Annotated in this window: 18 protein-coding genes and 3 tRNA genes; 5 read left to right on the top strand and 16 right to left on the bottom strand. The window is 62.0% G+C overall.

From position 1 onward, the window contains the following. Window positions 1-2: 2 nt before the first annotated feature. The 14 genes from KIT02_RS03525 to KIT02_RS03460 all read right to left on the bottom strand — a co-directional run bounded on the left by KIT02_RS03525 (window position 3) and on the right by KIT02_RS03460 (window position 10,993). A complete protein-coding gene (locus KIT02_RS03525; protein WP_297582298.1) occupies window positions 3-206 on the bottom strand; it encodes a hypothetical protein in 204 nt (67 codons plus the stop codon). Beyond that, complete coding sequence (locus KIT02_RS03520; protein ID WP_297582296.1) at window positions 207-1,517, bottom strand: NADH-quinone oxidoreductase subunit E; 1,311 nt, start codon at window positions 1,515-1,517, stop codon at window positions 207-209. Next, window positions 1,517-2,707 carry an NADH-quinone oxidoreductase subunit D gene (locus KIT02_RS03515; protein WP_297582291.1) on the bottom strand — a complete coding sequence of 397 codons (1,191 nt, stop codon included), beginning with the start codon at window positions 2,705-2,707 and terminating at the stop codon, window positions 1,517-1,519. Before KIT02_RS03515 ends, KIT02_RS03520 begins: the two co-directional genes overlap by 1 nt. Beyond that, window positions 2,707-3,324, bottom strand: a complete 618-nt coding sequence (locus tag KIT02_RS03510; protein ID WP_297582288.1) for an NADH-quinone oxidoreductase subunit C — start codon at window positions 3,322-3,324, stop codon at window positions 2,707-2,709. The genes KIT02_RS03515 and KIT02_RS03510 overlap by 1 nt, the downstream gene beginning before the upstream one ends. Window positions 3,325-3,333: 9 nt before the next feature. After that, window positions 3,334-3,915: an NADH-quinone oxidoreductase subunit B gene (locus tag KIT02_RS03505; RefSeq protein WP_297582285.1), complete on the bottom strand. Its 582-nt coding sequence runs from the start codon at window positions 3,913-3,915 to the stop codon at window positions 3,334-3,336. Next, the gene (locus KIT02_RS03500) at window positions 3,906-4,271 is read right to left on the bottom strand and encodes an NADH-quinone oxidoreductase subunit A (protein WP_297582283.1); all 366 of its coding nucleotides are present in this window, start codon (window positions 4,269-4,271) and stop codon (window positions 3,906-3,908) included. The genes KIT02_RS03505 and KIT02_RS03500 overlap by 10 nt, the downstream gene beginning before the upstream one ends. A 518-nt stretch (window positions 4,272-4,789) precedes the next feature. Then, a complete protein-coding gene (locus KIT02_RS03495; protein WP_297582281.1) occupies window positions 4,790-5,380 on the bottom strand; it encodes a hypothetical protein in 591 nt (196 codons plus the stop codon). A gap of 319 nt (window positions 5,381-5,699) precedes the next feature. Continuing rightward, window positions 5,700-6,182, bottom strand: coding sequence for a porin family protein (locus tag KIT02_RS03490; protein ID WP_297582278.1), 483 nt, complete (start codon window positions 6,180-6,182; stop codon window positions 5,700-5,702). 119 nt (window positions 6,183-6,301) lie between these two features. After that, window positions 6,302-7,027 carry a peptide-methionine (S)-S-oxide reductase MsrA gene (gene msrA, locus KIT02_RS03485; protein WP_297582276.1) on the bottom strand — a complete coding sequence of 242 codons (726 nt, stop codon included), beginning with the start codon at window positions 7,025-7,027 and terminating at the stop codon, window positions 6,302-6,304. Between the two features lie 129 nt (window positions 7,028-7,156). After that, window positions 7,157-7,233 (bottom strand) — tRNA-Asp (locus KIT02_RS03480). Window positions 7,234-7,437: 204 nt separating this feature from the next. After that, window positions 7,438-7,513, bottom strand: a tRNA-Val gene (locus tag KIT02_RS03475). Between the two features lie 132 nt (window positions 7,514-7,645). Further along, window positions 7,646-7,918, bottom strand: coding sequence for an HU family DNA-binding protein (locus KIT02_RS03470; protein WP_297582273.1), 273 nt, complete (start codon window positions 7,916-7,918; stop codon window positions 7,646-7,648). 242 nt (window positions 7,919-8,160) lie between these two features. Then, window positions 8,161-9,384 carry a TCR/Tet family MFS transporter gene (locus tag KIT02_RS03465; protein ID WP_297582259.1) on the bottom strand — a complete coding sequence of 408 codons (1,224 nt, stop codon included), beginning with the start codon at window positions 9,382-9,384 and terminating at the stop codon, window positions 8,161-8,163. A 133-nt stretch (window positions 9,385-9,517) separates the two neighbouring features. Continuing rightward, a complete protein-coding gene (locus tag KIT02_RS03460; protein ID WP_297582257.1) occupies window positions 9,518-10,993 on the bottom strand; it encodes an NAD(P)H-hydrate dehydratase in 1,476 nt (491 codons plus the stop codon). Window positions 10,994-11,186: 193 nt separating this feature from the next. Between KIT02_RS03460 and KIT02_RS03455 the strand changes: the two genes are divergently transcribed. Further along, on the top strand, window positions 11,187-11,837 hold the full coding sequence (locus KIT02_RS03455; protein WP_297582255.1) for a PilZ domain-containing protein: 651 nt from the start codon (window positions 11,187-11,189) through the stop codon (window positions 11,835-11,837). A 110-nt stretch (window positions 11,838-11,947) separates the two neighbouring features. Next, window positions 11,948-12,637, top strand: coding sequence for a PilZ domain-containing protein (locus KIT02_RS03450; protein ID WP_297582253.1), 690 nt, complete (start codon window positions 11,948-11,950; stop codon window positions 12,635-12,637). 69 nt (window positions 12,638-12,706) lie between these two features. Here the strand turns inward: KIT02_RS03450 and glnA are convergent, their stop codons facing one another. Continuing rightward, window positions 12,707-14,116, bottom strand: coding sequence for a type I glutamate--ammonia ligase (glnA, locus tag KIT02_RS03445; RefSeq protein WP_297582251.1), 1,410 nt, complete (start codon window positions 14,114-14,116; stop codon window positions 12,707-12,709). A gap of 72 nt (window positions 14,117-14,188) precedes the next feature. Then, the gene (locus KIT02_RS03440) at window positions 14,189-14,527 is read right to left on the bottom strand and encodes a P-II family nitrogen regulator (RefSeq protein WP_297582248.1); all 339 of its coding nucleotides are present in this window, start codon (window positions 14,525-14,527) and stop codon (window positions 14,189-14,191) included. A 385-nt stretch (window positions 14,528-14,912) separates the two neighbouring features. Here KIT02_RS03440 and KIT02_RS03435 point away from each other — a divergent pair. The 3 genes from KIT02_RS03435 to KIT02_RS03425 all read left to right on the top strand — a co-directional run bounded on the left by KIT02_RS03435 (window position 14,913) and on the right by KIT02_RS03425 (window position 17,748). Continuing rightward, a tRNA-Leu gene (locus KIT02_RS03435) sits at window positions 14,913-14,997 on the top strand. Window positions 14,998-15,043: 46 nt separating this feature from the next. After that, entirely contained in the window at window positions 15,044-16,423 is a 1,380-nt protein-coding gene (gene tig, locus KIT02_RS03430) for a trigger factor (RefSeq protein WP_297582246.1), read from the top strand. A 140-nt stretch (window positions 16,424-16,563) separates the two neighbouring features. Further along, window positions 16,564-17,748 carry a GGDEF domain-containing protein gene (locus tag KIT02_RS03425; RefSeq protein WP_297582245.1) on the top strand — a complete coding sequence of 395 codons (1,185 nt, stop codon included), beginning with the start codon at window positions 16,564-16,566 and terminating at the stop codon, window positions 17,746-17,748. Window positions 17,749-17,763: the final 15 nt, after the last annotated feature.

Here is a 17,763-nt window from a genome sequence, read left to right as displayed (position 1 = left end):
GATCAGCTATTCCGCTTGAACAGATAGAGGAACCAGAGCGCAACTCCGATTGCGCCACCACCAGCCGAGGCCACAAAGCCCGGCAGGGAAAGATTGAGCAGGACGAACAGGCCCGACAACAGCGCAATGGCGAGAACCACCAGGCCAATGCCAATGGCAAAGTCCTTGAGGCTCAGCGTACCGAAATCGATCCTGCGTTCAGCCATTTAGCGCGGGTCCTTTCCAAAGACCTTGCGGTATTCGTCAGCACCGCCCTTGGCGAGCGCCTTGGCCTGCTTGACCCAGTCGTCGCGCTCGATACGGCCCCGGAAGTTCAGGACCTCATCAACGCGGGCGATGTCGGCCTTCTTGAACTTGGCGATCTGGGCATATTGCGTGATGCCCAGGGCATTGAGCTTGCCTTCGATCACCGGACCGACGCCGGAAATCAACTTGAGGTCGTCGGCAGCACCTTCAGGCGTTGCGAACAGGGCCTGAGGGGACGCCGCGTCCCGTGTCGGGGACACTTCGCGCGGGTTTGCGGCCGGAGCGTCGACCTTGGGCTTGGACTTGCGGGTCGCAGTGGACGCGGCGCCCTTCGCGGGCGCGGCGGTCTTGCCCTTGCCAACGGCCTTGCCGCCATCAATGGCTTCGCCCTTGGACTCAGCGCCGGTTGCGCCCTCACGCATGGCCGTATTGGGCTTGCCGTCGGCCTTGGCTGCCGCATCTGCGGACTTGCGCTCGCCTTCGGCCTTGGCCTCGGAAACCTTGGCTTCCTTTGGCGTGCCCTTGAGGGCAGGCGCGTTCTCTTCGGCCACGTCCTTGGGCTTTGCAGCGGTCGTCGGCGCCGGGGATGCCGCGGGCGCTGCCGCAGCGGCGGGGGCATCGGGTGCCGGGGGCGGAACAAACTTTTCGCGCTTGGCCGTGGGCTTTTCGAGCAGGGTCGTGTCGCCACCCTCGGCGCTCGAATACTGACGCTCGATCTGCGGGCCAGGCTTGATGCTGTCGCCCTTGCCGGCCTGGAAGGCGTCGATGATCTCGCCGAGGCGGTCGGCGGTCAGATCCTCGTAGGTGTCATGGAAGATGGCGACCATCGGCGCGTTGACGCAGGCGCCGGCGCATTCGACCTCTTCCCAGGACAGGGTGCCGTCAGCATTGAGATGGTGCGGCTCGGCGTGGATCTTGGATTTGCAGACCTCGATCAGGCCTTCGGCGCCGCGCAGCATGCAGGGCGTGGTGCCGCACACCTGCACGTGGGCACGCGTGCCAACGGGCTGGAGCTGGAACTGCGTATAGAAGGTCGCAACCTCGAGAACGCGGATATAGGGCATGGACAGCATTTCGGCGATCGTCTCGATCGTCGCGCGGCTGACCCAGCCGTCCTGATCCTGTGCCCGCATCAGCAGCGGAATCACGGCGGACTGCTGACGGCCCTCGGGATAGAGCCCGATGCGTTTCTCGGCCCAGGCCGCGTTTTCAGCAGTGAAGGCGAAACTTGCCGGCTGCACCGACTCGTCTGCAAGGCGTCGCACAGACATCAGCGATCAACCTCTCCGAACACAATATCAATCGACCCCAGGATCGCGGTGACGTCGGCCAGCATGTGGCCCCGGCACAGGTGATCCATGGCACTCAGATGCGCAAAACCCGGCGCGCGGATATGGCAGCGATAGGGCTTGTTGGTGCCATCGGACACCACATAGACGCCGAACTCGCCCTTGGGCGCTTCCACGGCGGCGTAGATGTCGCCAGCGGGCACCTTGTAGCCTTCGGTATAGAGCTTGAAGTGATGGATGAGCGCTTCCATCGAGCGCTTCATCTCGCCCCGCTTGGGCGGCACCACCTTGCCATCCGTGGAGGCGACGGGGCCCTTGCCGTCCGGCGCATTCAGCTTGGCAATGCACTGCTTCATGATCTCGTTGGCCTGGCGCATCTCTTCCATGCGGACCAGGTACCGGTCATAGCAGTCGCCGTTCGAGCCGGTGGGGATATCGAAATCCATCTCGGCATAGGCGTCGTAGGGCTGGCTCTTGCGCAGGTCCCAGGCGGCGCCGGAGGCACGCACCATCACGCCGGAGAAGCCGCGGCCCCAGGCCTCTTCGAGCGGCACCACGCCGATGTCGACATTGCGCTGCTTGAAAATGCGGTTGCCGGTGAGAAGCTTGTCGATATCGGCAAGGGCGGCCGGAAACTCTTCGCAGAACACGGCGATATCGTCGATCAGGGCCTGCGGCAGATCCTGGTGGACGCCGCCGGGCCGGAAATAGGCCGCGTGCATACGGGCGCCGGATGCGCGTTCGTAGAACACCATGAGCTTTTCGCGCTGCTCAAAACCCCAAAGCGGCGGCGTCAGCGCGCCAATATCCATGGCCTGGGTGGTGACGTTCATCAGGTGGGCGAGCAGACGCCCGATTTCGGCATAGAGCACGCGAATGAGCTGGCCGCGACGGGGCACCTCGATCTCGAGCATGCGTTCGACGGCCAGGGCAAAGGCATGTTCCTGGTTCATCGGCGCGACATAGTCGAGACGATCGAAATAGGGCACGGCCTGCAGATAGGTCTTGTACTCGATCAGCTTTTCAGTGCCGCGATGCAACAGGCCCACATGCGGATCAACGCGCTCGACCAATTCGCCATCGAGCTCGAGGATCATGCGCAGCACGCCATGCGCCGAGGGGTGGACGGGACCAAAGTTGATGGTGAAATTGCGGACGTCGACTTCAGACATCAGTTCTTCGCCTTCTCGTCGCCGGGCAGCACGTAATCGGTGCCTTCCCAGGGCGACAGGTAATCGAACGAGCGGAATTCCTGGGTGAGCTTGACCGGTTCGTACACGACGCGCTTGCGCTCTTCATCGTAGCGCACTTCCACAAAGCCGGTCAGCGGGAAGTCCTTGCGCAGCGGATGGCCGTCAAAGCCGTAGTCGGTCAGGATGCGGCGCAGGTCGGGGTGACCCGAGAACAGCACGCCATAAAGGTCATAGGTTTCGCGCTCGAACCAGTTCGCGCCGGGAAAGACGTCGCAGATGGACGGGACCGGGGTGACGTCATCGGCTTCGAGCTTGATGCGGATACGCTGGTTCAGATGCGGGCTCAGCAGGTGATAGACCACATCGAAGCGCAGTTCGCGCGCCGGATAGTCGGCCCCGCAGACGTCAACAAAGCCAATGAAGCGGCATTTAGGATCATCGCGCAGGAACTTCGCCACATTGACGATGGAATCGCGCGGCACGGTGATGCTCAGGTCGCCGAAGGCCACCTCGAACCCCGTGGCGTCCGCGCCCAGGGATGCGACGATATGCTCGCCCAGAGTGACGAGCGGGTCGGCTGCAACTATTTCGTCCATGCCCCTGCCCTACCGTTCGATCGTGCCGTCTCGGCGGATCTTCTTCTGCAGCAGCAAAATGCCGTAGAGAAGCGCCTCGGCTGTTGGCGGGCAACCCGGGACATAGACGTCCACGGGCAGCACGCGGTCACAGCCACGAACCACTGAATAGGAATAGTGATAGTAGCCGCCGCCATTAGCGCAGCTGCCCATCGAGATCACGTAGCGCGGCTCGGGCATCTGGTCATAGACCTTGCGCAGGGCCGGAGCCATCTTGTTGGTCAATGTGCCGGCGACAATCAGCACGTCCGACTGGCGCGGTGAAGCGCGCGGGGCCGTCCCGAAGCGCTCGATGTCGTAGCGCGGCATCGACATCTGCATCATTTCAACGGCGCAGCAGGCCAGGCCGGTCTGCATCCACATCAACGAGCCGGTACGCGCCCAGGTGATGAGCTGCGAGACGGTGGTGACAAGAAAGCCCTTGTCGGCCAACTCGTTGTTCACGCCTGCGAAAAACGGATCGTCTGCGCCTACCGGCTTGCCAGTCGCCGGATCGAGAGCGCCGGTCGGCTGCGGAGTAACCAGTGTCGAACTGGACGGGCTCAATCCCATTCCAGGGCTCCCTTACGCCATTCATAGATAAAGCCGATGGTGAGAACGGCCAGGAAAATCATCATCGAGGTAAAGCCGAACCAGCCCACATCCCGGAACGCCACGGCCCAGGGGAAAAGGAAGGCAACTTCGAGATCGAAGATGATGAAGAGAATCGACACGAGGTAGAAACGGACGTCCACCTTCATGCGCGCATCGTCAAAGGCCTCAAACCCCGCCTCGAAAGCCGACACCTTTTCCGGATCAGGCCGCTTCACCGACACCAGGAACGGCGCCACCAGAAGCGCAGCGCCGATGACGGCAGCAAGGGCTATGAAGATGACGATGGGGAGATAGTCGCTGAGCAAATCAGTCATGCGGCAGCCTAGTTTTCGGGCCGGCCAGAACGGCCGAGAGAGGCGCGGGACTGGATGCAATTGGGGCGACCAGACCGACGCGGACGTGACGGAACCGGCTTAGACCTTCCCCCCAAACGTTTCAAGGGAAAGAAAATATGAGCAAAACAATCATGTAACAGATTTGCAAATCTGTAGGTCTGCCGCTGCCATATGGCCCGGCAAGCGAGCAAATTCGTGCGTCAAATGCGCGATGAACGAAATGTGGCTGGGGGACGATGCTATCACAGACGACGGTGGGAAAACGCGGGATGCGACCACGATCCCGAAGCGACTCGCGGCGTACGTCCGGATCACCTCAAGTCCCGTTACATTCCATGCCGTTCACGGGCGGGCGGTAGGGATGGTCAGCCGGATCGACCGAGCACTCTGGTCGGCGAACCGATTCGGTCCGGAAAACCAAAACGGCGAACCGATTTCTCGATTCGCCGAATTGGGTTGCAAGATGCGGTGCTGCCGGAAACCGGCAGCGCCAAATCTTAGAAGTGGTAGAAGACGCCGACGGTTGCCTTGGCGGCTTCAAAGAAGGTGTCGCCAGCTTCCGAAGCGAAGTCACCCTGGCCGACGATTTCACCGCGAACGGTGACGGCATCGGTCACAGCGAATTCAACACCACCGCCGAGCTGGTAAACGCCCTGCGAAGCGCCGCCCTGGAGCTGGGAACCAACGCCACCGAGGGCGTAGACCAGAACCGAGTCGGTCACGACAGCACCAACGCGCAGGTTGGCGAAGAATTCACCGGTCGAGGTGACCGGAGCAGCGCTGTTCCACATGTAGTCAGCGGTGACTTCAACGCCGAGCAGGATCGGGTCGACGGGGATGAAGTTCACACCGACGGCAGCACCGATAACACCATAGGTGGTGCTGTTGCTGGAAGCAGCATAGGTACCGGCGTTGGCGCCGACGAACTGGCCACCGGCGCGAGCACCGACGTAGAGGCCTTCCCAGTCGAAACCGGCAGCTTCGTAGATCGGCTGCGGGGTGGTCGGGATGATGAGGTCAGCAGCCTGAGCGCCACCAACCATAAGAGCCGCGGCTGCAACGCCAACGGACAGAGAACGTACAAACATGTCTTGCACTCCCAATAGAGTTAACCGTAGTCGGCCGATATTTGCCTCACGCTAAATGCGCTTGCAAGGCCTTGGGATGCACAATCCCTGGGTGCGGATAAGATTCAGTGACCATTTGGGGGCCTGTGTTGCAGGAATGTCCCTAAATTGGTTCAATTTGATACAAATTGCCGCAATTGCGTTCCAGTCCGGCCACAATTGGGCGCCGGCGAAAGATATGCCGTCACAGCGCAGCCGCAGGTTGCCACAATCCTGCCAAAAAGCAACCGCGCCTGACGAGAGGCGCGGCATTTGGCAAAGAATCGGTCAACCGGCTGTTCTAGAAGTGGAAATTGGCGCCGAAGGTGATCTGGTCCTTGGGATTTCCGCCCTCAAGGGGGAATCCGTGGACATATTCTGCGCGCAGGGACACCGAGTCGGTGACGGCATATTCGATGCCGCCGCCAAGGAGCGCGTCCTGCTCGGCCGGCGGGCCGAGGTCAATGCCATAGCCGCCGGCAGCGTAGATCATGACGTCGTCCGAGGCGATAAGCCCTGCCCTGCCCAGCAGCTGCCCATAGGTGCTTTCGCCGACTCCGCCGGTGAGTCCACGCACGGCCACTTCAGCACCCAGGAGATAGAAGTCGAATTGGGCGTTGACGCCTGCGTTCACGCCCAGGGCAACCTGGTCACCGCCGGCAGGGCTCGACTGCAGTCCGGCGAAGACGCCGGCATAAAAGCCCGTCCAGTCGAATCCGCTGGAATCGCCGATGGGGATTTCGGCGGTGCTGGACAAGGGCACGGTGATAGCGTCGGCGGCCATGACGGGCGCCGACACAGTCAACACAGCAATTGTCGTCGTAGCGAACAGGCGCATTTCGCGCGTCCCCTTTCGAAGTCTGCCGAATAAACGCAGGCCGCGTGTTCGGGTTCCCGCTTCGATCAACCGGTCGGCAGCATGCCCACCAGGATCGGCTCCGCCCTGAACGCATCGGGAAAGAGAGATTCGAGGGCCGCGATCTTGGGCAGGTCGTGAACCACGATATAGGGCCAGTCAGGATTGAGGGTCAGAAAGTCCTGGTGGTACTGCTCGGCCGCATAGAAGGCCTCGAACGGCTCCAGCGTGGTGACGATGGGCCCCTCGAACAGGCCGGTGGCATCGAGCTGGTCCATGTAGGCCTGGGCGACCTCGGCCTGGGCTTCGTTGAGGACGAAGATGGTCGAGCGGTATTGGGTTCCCCGATCGGGCCCCTGATAATTCAGTTGTGTCGGGTTGTGGGCGACAGAGAAGAAGATGTGCAGCAATTCGCCGAAACTGACCTCGCGCGGGTCATAGGTAATGTCGACGGTTTCGGCATGGCCGGTGTCGCCGCGGGTGGTCAGATCGTAGGTGGCCGTCTCGGCGCTGCCTCCGGAGTAGCCCGAGACGGCATTCCTGACGCCTTTGACCCGCTGAAAAACGCCTTGAACGCCCCAAAAACATCCGCCCGCGAACACGGCACGGGCCGTTTCACCCGATTCCTCAAGGTTCCGGTCAGGCGGGGGAATGACCACCGGTTCTTCCTGCGCCAGCACATCTGTGCGCAGCGATGCGAACGAAAGCAGCGGACTAAGGGCAAGCCCGGCGACGAGACGGCGGCGGACGGGATCGGCGGAGCGGGTGGGCATGACAAACCTCCGGTGATGCATGACATCATCACATACGGTCGTCATGGGCACAAAGTTACGCCAAAGTAGGGCGATCACGGCGATATGAGCCGCGAACCACGTTTCAAACCAGAAAATTTGGAAGAAAGGTGGCGCGAGAGACGGGGCTCGAACCCGCGACCTCCGGCGTGACAGGCCGGCGCTCTAACCAACTGAGCTACTCCCGCAGCGCTTGCGAACCAGTCGTTCGCGCAACGTGGCGTCCGTTTACCGGGCCCCTATGGTGAAGTCAAGCGAGCTTGTTGGGCGATTGTGCGATTTTCGTGAACCCGACAGGTCACTGTGGAAAAGTCGTGTCTTTCCAGCGCACAGTTCGATTTTGTTGATGTGAGATTGAAATTTGCCACTTCGGCGCATGGCGCGGAAGAGAATGGTGGGCGATGACGGACTCGAACCGCCGACATCCTCGGTGTAAACGAGGCGCTCTACCAACTGAGCTAATCGCCCGCCTGTATGCGGGTATGGAAACGGCGCCCTGATTATGGCCCCCGCCCCCGGTCGTCAACAGACATTTTCCCGAAATGGAAACGGCCCCGGCGATTCCGCACGGGGCCGATTGCCTGTCCGGCAGGACCGATCTTAGTTGATCGCGTCCTTCAGGCCCTTGCCGGGCTTGAACTTGGCCTGGTTCGAAGCCGGGATCTGAATCTCGGCACCGGTGGCCGGGTTGCGGCCGGTGGACGCCTTGCGCTTGGAGACGGCAAAGGTGCCGAAACCAACCAGACGAACCTCGTCGCCGCCCTTCAGGGAAGCGGTGATTGCCTCGAACACTGCGTCAACCGCTTCGGCGGCCTGTGCCTTGGTGATCGTAGCCTTGTCGGCAACGACGCCAACCAGATCGTTCTTGTTCATTGCGTTTCCTCACAGTGGGTGCCCGCCGCAGCTGGCAAATCAAAACCCGGACAACCTTTGGCGATTCTGCCGAATTGGCAAGGTTTTCCGGGGGTTTTGGGTCGCCCGGCGGTGCAGACCTGTTAATGGACCGGAAAAAGCCCCCTCGCAAGACCGAAACGGGCGACAAAAGCCGGTTTTCCGGGGATTTCTCACCACAATTTGGTTCACTTTGTCCCGATCTCGCCGCATTGCTGCCCGGATCAGGCAGAATCAGCGGCTGCCGATGCAGCACCCGGACGCATGCGTCCAAGCCCGATCATGAGCGGCACGGCACACAGATAAATGGCAATGGCCACGAGCCAGATGGCACCGGGCCAGCTCGCGCGCAGGCCGTGATAGAGCGTGCTGAACAGCAGGGGCCCGAAGACGGCAGCAAGGCTGACCAGGCTGGCCAGAACGCCCTGCAACTGCCCCTGACGGTCGGCATCCACCTGCCTTGTGGTCAATGATTGCAGCGCAGGCATGCCGATGCCACCGAGCGCAAAAACCGGCGCCATCAGGAAGAGCAGCAGTCCGTTACTGGCAAACGCGAGGGTCAGCATGGCTCCGGTTTCGAACGCCATGCCGACGATGAGGGCCCAGCGCTCGCCCAGCTTTTCGACCGCGGGGCCGGTGAGAAAGGCCTGCGCCAGGGCATGAAAGACGCCAAACGCCCCAAGGGACAGACCGATCATCATGCCATTCCAGGCGAAGACGTCTTCACTATAGATGGCCCAGCTGGTGCCATAAACCGTGCCCACCAGGTTCATGATGAAGAAGATCGCCATGATCGGCACCAGTGCCTTGAAGGTCATGGCCCAGGCCAGCGGCTTGAAGGGGTTGAGCGTGTCCCAGGTAAAGCGGGCATCGCTGCGTCCGGGCCGGGATTCGGGCAGCACGAACAGGGCCAGCGCGAAATTGATGCCGTTGAGGGCGGCCGCCACGAGGAAGGGCGAGCGCAGCCAGATGTCACCGAGAATACCGCCGAGCACCGGACCGATGATGAAGCCGATGCCGAACATGGCGTGGAAAAGCCCAAAACGCTTTGCCCGCTCGTCCTCGGTGGAAATGTCGGTGATATAGGCGGTCGCCACGGCCATATTGGCGCTGGTGACGCCGGCGATCGCCCGGCCGATGACCAGCAGCCAAAGCTCGGGCGCGATGGCCATGACGACATAGTCGATGGCGGCGCCGGCCAGGGAAACCAACAGGACGGGCCGGCGCCCGAAGCGGTCGCTCAACACACCCAGAATGGGCGAAAACAGGAACTGGCAGGCCGAATAGAGCGCCAGCATCACCCCGAGAATGGTGGCGATATCGGTCGTATGGCCGACTTCGCGCAGCAGCGCCGGCAGGATCGGGAAAATCAGGCCGATGCCGATCGCGTCCAGCATGACCGCGGCCAGGATGACGACAAGCGCCTTGTTCATTGTTCGCTCCGACATTCTGCGCCGGTTCGCCAAACGCGCGACCGTGGGCGCACTGATGTAGGCGGCCCGCGAGAGCCCGGCAAGGATTCGCCTAGAAATGAATTGGGGTGCTGACAAAGTGCGGCAGCAGATAAGCGTTCGGCTTTGTTCAGGTGGCCCGGTGGAGGGATTGCAGAACCTCGGGCAGCAGGTCCGGAAGGTCTTCGCTCAGCATTCCCGGTCCGCCGAACCGGGCGGCTGCGGCACCATGGAGCCACACGGCCGCGCAGGCTGCCTCAAATCCGGCCATGCCCTGCGCCAGCAATCCGGCCGCGATCCCGGCCAGAACGTCCCCTGATCCCGCCGTGCCCAGCCAAAACGGCGCATTGTCGTTTATCGCCGCGCGTCCGTCCGCAGCTGCGATAACCGTGTCGCGGCCCTTGAGAATGACGATCGCCCCGGATCGCCAGGCGGCGGCGCGGGCGCGTTCCAGTTTGCCATCGGCACTTTCGCTAAAGAGCCTTGCGAATTCGCCCTCATGCGGGGTGATCACCACGGGAGCCTGCCGGCCTGCGATGGCCGCAAACAGGTCGTCCGGGCGGTCCGCAAAGCTGCTGAGGGCGTCGGCATCCAGGATGCAGGCCTTGTCTGTCGCCAGTGCCGCCATGACACGGCTCGCGGTTTCCGCGCCGATACCGGCCGCCGGGCCGATGACGAAGGCGGATATGCGCGGATCGCGCAGAAGGTCATCAAGCGCGTCGAGGTTTCTTGCCTCCCGCAGCATGATGGCGGTCACGTGGGCGGCATGGACCCTGAGGGCGTCGTGGTCGCCAACCAGCGTCACCAAGCCGGTGCCGGCACGGAATGCGCCGAGGGCGGTGAGGCGGGCGGCCCCGGTCTCGAGCTCCCGGCCGGATTGGACGACCACATGCCCGCGATCGAATTTGTGGTCCCCTGCCCCATGCACCGGCAAGTGCCACAGGCCGGGGGCGTTGAGCCAGGTCTGTGGGGCGATTTCGTCCAGCACCGCATCGGGAATGCCAATATCGGCCACGATCGTGGGACCACACAGATCCCGGCCCGGCAGAAGGAAATGCCCCGGCTTGGGCCGGAAAAAGGTGATGGTCAACGCAGCCTCAAGGGCAAAGCCGCGGATCTTCCCATCCGCACCATCGAGGCCACTCGGCACGTCGATGGCGACAACCGGAATTTTGCTTTGCGCGACGGCGTGTAAAGCTGCGGCAAACTCCCCCGAAATGTCGGCGTTGAGCCCTGCCCCCAGGAGGGCGTCGACCACGAGCGCGATACCGTCCAGATCATCCGGGGCAAACAGCGGGACCGGTTCGCCCCAGAGAGCGGCCATTTTTGCCGCGTCGCCCCTGAGCAGGCTCGTGTCGCGCACGGCCCGTACGATGACCGGCCAGCCCTCCTCGCGCAAACTACGGGCAACGACGTAGCCATCGCCGCCATTGTTGCCGGGGCCACAAAGGACCAATACGGGGGCCAGAGCAAAGCGCGCGATGATCGCGGCCGCAACTGCGCGGCCTGCCGCTTCCATGAGCGCCACGGACGATTGCCCCGCCTGCACGGCGAGCCGATCGGCCTGCGCCATTTCCTGCGGCGTCAGAAGTGCTTGGGCATCCATTCGGGTCCTCTGGAGGTGCTTGATCTGGCCAGGCGGCAGAACCGCATCAATCATGGCCACAAACGTTGTTTGCCATACAAGGCCGGATGATGGAGGAAGAACGAAAGGATACGGATTTATCACAATATCTGGAAAACTAATTAAGGGTTCCGCCGTAGCCTAGAACTGGTTGCAAAGCGCTCGGAGGGGGGCCATGGCACTGATTGCCGAGAGCGATGAGCTCGCTCATGGCTCGGCCTATCGATGGCATGACGTGCGCTTTATTGGCGCCATTGCGGGGCGCTATGCCCTTCCAGAAAGCCGGAACAACGCGGAAGAAAAAGTTCCGGTCTATGCCTGTCGCCTCTGTTCGATTTCCACTCGATTGCTGGTGGCTGTCGGCCCGGTCGTCGGCAAGGAAGGCGAGCTGGTCGCCACCCATTTCGACGAATTCGGTATCCTGCGCGGGCGCATTACGCGGCGGCTGCCCTCCGGCTTTGTCCTGGATCTGCAGCTGAACGAGGCTGAACGCGACAAACTCGGCGCCAAGATCGAGTGGCAGAAAAAGCATGTTCACGCCCAGGTCCCCGACAAGCGCGAGCACCGGCGCATCCTGCCGCGCGAGCCGCGCAGCACCATCACGCTCGGAGACGGCACCCGCATCCCCTGCTTCGTGATCGACGTGTCCCAATCCGGGGTCGCCGTATCGGCGCCAATCTCGCCCGAAGTGGGGACGCCCATGGCTGTCGGGCGCGTCGTGGGCCGCGTGGTGCGCTATCTGGACGTCGGCTTTGCCCTTCAGTTCATCCAGCTGCAGGCCCCGGAGGGGCTCGAGACCATATTGCTGCCCCCTGTTGCGGAGTAGTCTCGTTAGTGGAGCCTTAACGGGGTCGGTCAAAAGCGCCAGACGATGCGTAACCGATCCTTGACGCGTCTGCGACAGTCTGGTGGCGTTCGGAGATGAGGAGACCGTTCTTGGTCGAAGCAGCACAACGCATCAGCGCCAGCCTGGAAGGCATCAGTACGGTCGCGGGCCGCTATGTCATCGGTGACCAGGCCATGCATCCCGGTCTCAATCTCTTCGCTTGCCGCCTGAGGTCGATCAGTCCGGATCGGCTGACCGTCACCGCTCCGGTCATTCCGGGGGAGACGGAAGCTGTCACCCTGACCTTTGGCCCCTTCGGCACCTTGCGCGGCACCGTGGAGCGCCTGCTCGAGGATGGTTTTGCGGTGACGCTCGAGCACGAAGACGATGGCGAAAGCGGTCTGGCTGCCGCCATTGACGGTTTCCGGGACCGCATCTGGCCCGGCGTTCGGGAGCGCAGACAGGATCATCGCTTCATGCCGGGAAACCCCCGTTCCGTCATTGCCCGGCCAGATGGCTGGGCGCAGCCTTGCCTCGTGGTCGACTATTCGGTCTCCGGCGCCGCGGTGTCGGCGGCCTTCCAGCCGGCCGTGGGTGAAATCGTCACGGTTGGCCAGATCACATCCGAGGTGGTGCGGCTGTTCGATGTCGGGTTTGCGGTGCGGTTCTTCGAGCGGCAGGATCCGGACGAGATCGAGTCCCTGCTCGAAGCGCCCGAGGAATGGCTCGAAATGCGCCGCGCCGCGCGTGCGCCTGACCCAGACGCCCTGCTTCACGAAGCCTATGGCGGCGATGGTTGAGCCAGCCGATACCCAACCATACAAAAAGGGGCCCCTGCGGGCCCCTTTTCTTCAATGCACGGTCGCCGATCAGGCGGAGTAGTACATTTCGTACTCGACCGGGTGCGGGGTGTGCTCGAACTTGACCACTTCCTGCATCTTGAGGTCGATGTAGCTGTCGATGAAGTCGTCGTCCATCACGCCACCTTCCTTGAGGAAGTCGCGGTCGGCCGACAGGCTTTCCAGAGCTTCGCGGAGCGAGCCGGAAACGGTCGGGATTTCCTTCAGCTCTTCCTTGGGCAGCTCGTACAGATCCTTGTCCATCGGATCGCCCGGGTGGATCTTGTTCTTGATGCCGTCGAGGCCGGCCATGAGCAGAGCCGTGAAGGCCAGGTACGGGTTGGCCAGCGGATCGGGGAAACGGACTTCGACGCGCTTTGCCTTAGGCGACTGGCCGAAGGGAATACGGCAGGAGGCCGAGCGGTTGCGGGCCGAGTAGGCCAGCAGCACCGGCGCTTCAAAGCCCGGCACCAGACGCTTGTAGGAGTTGGTGGTCGGATTGGTGAAGGCGTTGATAGCCTTGGCGTGCTTGATGACGCCGCCGATGTAGTAGAGGCACTCCATCGACAGGCCGGCATACTGGTCGCCGGCGAACAGGGGCTTGCCGTCCTTCCAGATCGACTGGTGGCAGTGCATGCCCGAACCGTTGTCGCCATAGACCGGCTTCGGCATGAAGGTTGCGGTCTTGCCATAGGCGTTGGCAACCTGCTGGACAGCATACTTGTAGATCAGCACGTCGTCGGCCGACTGGATCATCGGCTTGAACTTCATGCCAAGCTCATGCTGGGCCGAGGCGACTTCGTGGTGGTGCTTTTCGATGATGACGCCCATCGAGCCCATGGCTTCGAGCATTTCACCGCGCATGTCCTGGGCGCTGTCCAGCGGCGGAACCGGGAAGTAGCCCTTCTTGAGGCCGATATGGTGGCCGTTGTTACCGCCCTCATATTCGGCATTGTTGTTGGTCGGCAGTTCCGAGTGATCGAGCTTGAAGCCGACGTCGTAGGTCGTGGTGGAGTAGCGGACGTCGTCGAAGATGAAGAATTCGGGCTCGGGGCCGAACACGACGGAATCGCCGATACCGGAGGACTTCACCAGCGCTTCGGCCTTCTTGGCGATGCCGCGGGGGTCGCGATTGTAGGGCTGGTAGGTGGCCGGCTCGAGAATGTCGCAGTTGATGGCGAGGGTCGAGGCGGCGAAGAACGGGTCGATATAGGCCGAGTTCGGATCGGGCATCAGCACCATGTCGGACTCGTTGATGGCCTTCCAGCCGGCAATCGAGGAACCGTCGAACATCACGCCATCTTCAAACATGTCGGCGTCGACGACGGAGGCGTCCATCGTGACGTGCTGCAGCTTGCCGCGCAGGTCGGTAAAGCGCACGTCGAGATACTTGATGTTCTCGTCCTTCATGCGCTGGATAATGTCAGCTCCGGTCGTCATTAGGTCTTCCCCTGTCTAAATCGGAATGCTTGTTACGGATGTATGGCTGGACGGCCCGGGAGCGCTTGCTCCCTAGAGAGCGTCGTCGCCGAATTCGCCGGTACGGATACGGATGGCCTGCTCAATCGAGTAAACGAAGATCTTGCCATCGCCGATGCGCCCGGTCTGGGCCGCTGTGCGGATGGCGTCGATGGCCTTTTCCGCGAGTTCGTCGGGACATACCACCTCGACTTTTACCTTTGGCAGGAAATCCACCACATATTCTGCGCCGCGATAGAGCTCGGTATGGCCCTTCTGGCGGCCGAAACCCTTGGCTTCGGTTACGGTGATGCCCTGCAGGCCAACTTCCTGCAGTGCTTCTTTGACTTCGTCGAGCTTGAACGGCTTTACGATAGCCTCGATCTTTTTCACTTGCGCCTCCGCTGGCCGTTTTCGGCAGTTACCGTGCAAAGTGTATGCATGGCCTGTGCCAAAGCCCAAACGGCGGAAATAATCCATGCAAATCAAATGGATAATTGCCGCCTGGGGCAATTGCGGTGGACCAACCCCGCCCCTTCTGCACATATTATGGGCATTTCGGCACATATTTGTGCAGTATGGCAAGCGCTGGCGGCATGGGCGCGGCGATCGTGATCAAAATTGCATCAAAAGTGTTCTGCGGACTGCGCGTGAAAAACCGGGCGGGCATCGATCACCGCCGGCAGGCGCGACAAAGCGGCAGAATGACCACTCTATGCTTTGACTGCGCTGAACACTTCATATAGATGCATCGCCAACCCGGCCTTCGGGGACCCTTGCGGGTGTGGCGGAACTGGTAGACGCACTGGATTTAGGTTCCAGCGCCGCAAGGCGTGGAGGTTCGAGTCCTCTCACCCGCACCATCTGGCCCCGGCCTAACACGATCAATCATTACGGGAATAAATCCCCATGCAGGTAACAGAAACCCTCAACGAAGGCCTCAAGCGCAAGCTGAGCGTCACCATTCCGGCAGCCGATCTGACGACGCGTCTGGATGCCAAGCTGGAAGAGCTCAAGGGCCAGGCCAATATCAAGGGCTTCCGTCCGGGCAAGGTGCCGACCGCGCATCTCAAGAAGGTCTATGGCCGTTCGGCCATGTCGGAAGTGATGACCGACGCCATCAATTCAACCGTTTCGGAAACGCTGGACAAGCGCGAAGAGCGCGCCGCTACCCAGCCCAAGGTTGACCTGCCGCAGGACCAGACCGTCATCAACGACGTGCTGGACGGCAAGTCCGACCTGGCCTTCGAAGTCGAATATGAAGTGCTGCCTGCCGTCACCCTGATGGACATCAAGGGCGTCAAGCTGACCAAGCCGGTCGTGGCCGTCACCGACGAGGAAGTCGAAGCCGAGGTCAAGCGCGTGTTCAACCAGAACCGCGGCTATACGGACAAGGGCGAGGACGCCGTTGTCGAAGATGGCGACCGCCTTGGCCTGAGCTTTGTCGGCAAGATCGGCGGCAAGGAATTCGAGGGCGGTTCGGCCGACCACGCGCACCTGACGGTTGGTTCTGGCGAGTTCATCCCGGGCTTCGAAGAGCAGCTCGTGGGCATGAAGAAGGGCGAGACCAAGGAAATCAAGGTCACCTTCCCCAAGGACTACCAGAACGAAGAACTGGCCGGCAAAAAGGCCACCTTCGAGGTCACCATCCTGCATGCCGACGGCCCGAATGCCGGCGATCTGGATGACGATTTCGCCAAGCGCCTCGGTCTCGAGAATGTCGGGGCCCTTCGTGGTGCCGTGAAGACCCAGATGGAATCGGCGCTGGATTCTATGAGCCGCCAGCACATGAAACGCCAGATTCTCGACGCGCTTGACGACGGCCACAAGTTCGACGTTCCGGCCCAGCTGGTCGAAGCCGAGTTCAACACCATCTGGCAGCGCGTCCAGCACGAAGTGCAGAGCCATGGCCGCTCCTTCGAAGACGAAGGCACGACCGAAGACGAGGCCAAGGACCAGTATCAGCGCATCGCGGAACGCCGCGTTCGCCTGGGCCTTGTCGTCGCCGAAGTCGGCAACAAGAACGACGTGCAGGTGAGTGACGAAGAGCACCAGCAGGCTCTTATCGCCGAAGTGCGCCGCTTCCCCGGCCAGGAACAGCAGGTTTACGACTACTATCGCAAGAACCCGCAGGCTCTTGCCAGCCTGCGCGCGCCGATCTTCGAGAACAAGGTCGTCGATCACATTGTCGGCCTGGGCGACGTCACCGAAAAGACGATGACCCGCGCTGAACTCGCCGAGCTCATTCAGGCCGACGAAAACGAAGTGCCCGAAGAGCACCACCACTGATCTGCCTGATCACGCCGATATGACGGGGGTCGCCACTGGCGGCCCCCTTTTTTATGGCAAAAGCGACGAAATTTCATTATCTTACTCCGGTATGCTGCTTGCTTGATTCAAGCAGTCGCAATCGCCCCCGCAGGTAGAGAATGCTGGGCAAGTCCCTGCTGTCATTGCTGAACCCGATCATGCTGTTCGGATTTGCGTGCCTGTTCGCGCTGATCGGCATGAAGTGGCACCGGCGTGCCTATCTGTGGCCGGTCATCGCGGCGTTCACGCTGCTGGGGCTGGCTTTTTTGTGCCAGGAGTTCGTCACCCCCCGGTTCGATGCGGCCGGGCGGCTGATCAGCAATGGGCTGTTCTTTCCGGCCGTGGCCGCCATTTGTGCCGCAATACTGATGCGGATGAACGTGGTCGTGCCATGGCGGCTGTTCCTCGGCGTGATTCTGGCCGGTGTTCCGCCATTCCTGTGGTTCTTGTTCATCGACGCCGACGTGCAGGCGCGCGTGGTGATTTCCGGATGCGTTGTGGGCTCGCTGGCATTGGTGACATTGGCAAAGGCTACCGCTGCCAGGCCCGAACGGGCGATGGAGCGCATTCTGGTGGCCTGCGTCCTCATCGGCGTACTGGTCGCCATCGGCCGCCCGGCGCTGATGGTCGTTGGGCTGCTGGATGTCAACGAAGACGGGAGCCTGCTGGCGTCGGACTACTGGGCCAGTGTCCGCGGGCTTTCACCCATCCTGATCGCCGTCATCGCCACGGCATTCCTGGCAGGAATCGCGCTGGAAATCATCGGCACGGCGCAGCGGGAAGCGCGAACGGACCTTCTGACCGGGCTGAGCAACCGCCGCGGCTTCGAGGGCACAGTCAGGCCCTGGCTCGAGGCCTCTTCACCCGGCACGCAACCGGCGCTGATCCTCGCCGATATCGATAACTTCAAGTCCATCAACGACCGGTTTGGCCACAAGGCCGGGGACAGGGCTATCTCGATTGTCGGCAAGGTCATGGACAATCTGGGCGGGGCCGATTGCGCCGGCCGCATCGGCGGCGAAGAGTTCGCGCTTTTTTACCGCCACGCCACGCAGCGTGACCTCGCCGACCGGGCCATGGCCATCCAGGATGCGCTGGCGCGGCTCGGCCTGCCGGAACTGCCGGCCGGGCACCGGCTGACATTGAGCATGGGCATCCACCTGGCGGCCGACTATGAGCGGCTCCCGGACATGATGGAGCAGGCCGATGCGGCGCTGTACCGCGCAAAGGCGGACGGCAAGAACCGCATCGTCGCAACACCGCTATCGGCCCACGGATCAAGCCCGGACCGAGACCGCGCCTGAGCTAAAGCGTTTCAC

Origin of the sequence: Devosia sp. (genome assembly GCF_025809055.1) — a bacterium.
Classification (GTDB): Bacteria; Pseudomonadota; Alphaproteobacteria; order Rhizobiales; family Devosiaceae; genus Devosia.
Note: the sequence above shows the minus strand (reverse complement) of the source record. Positions and strands in the feature narration are given on the sequence as shown.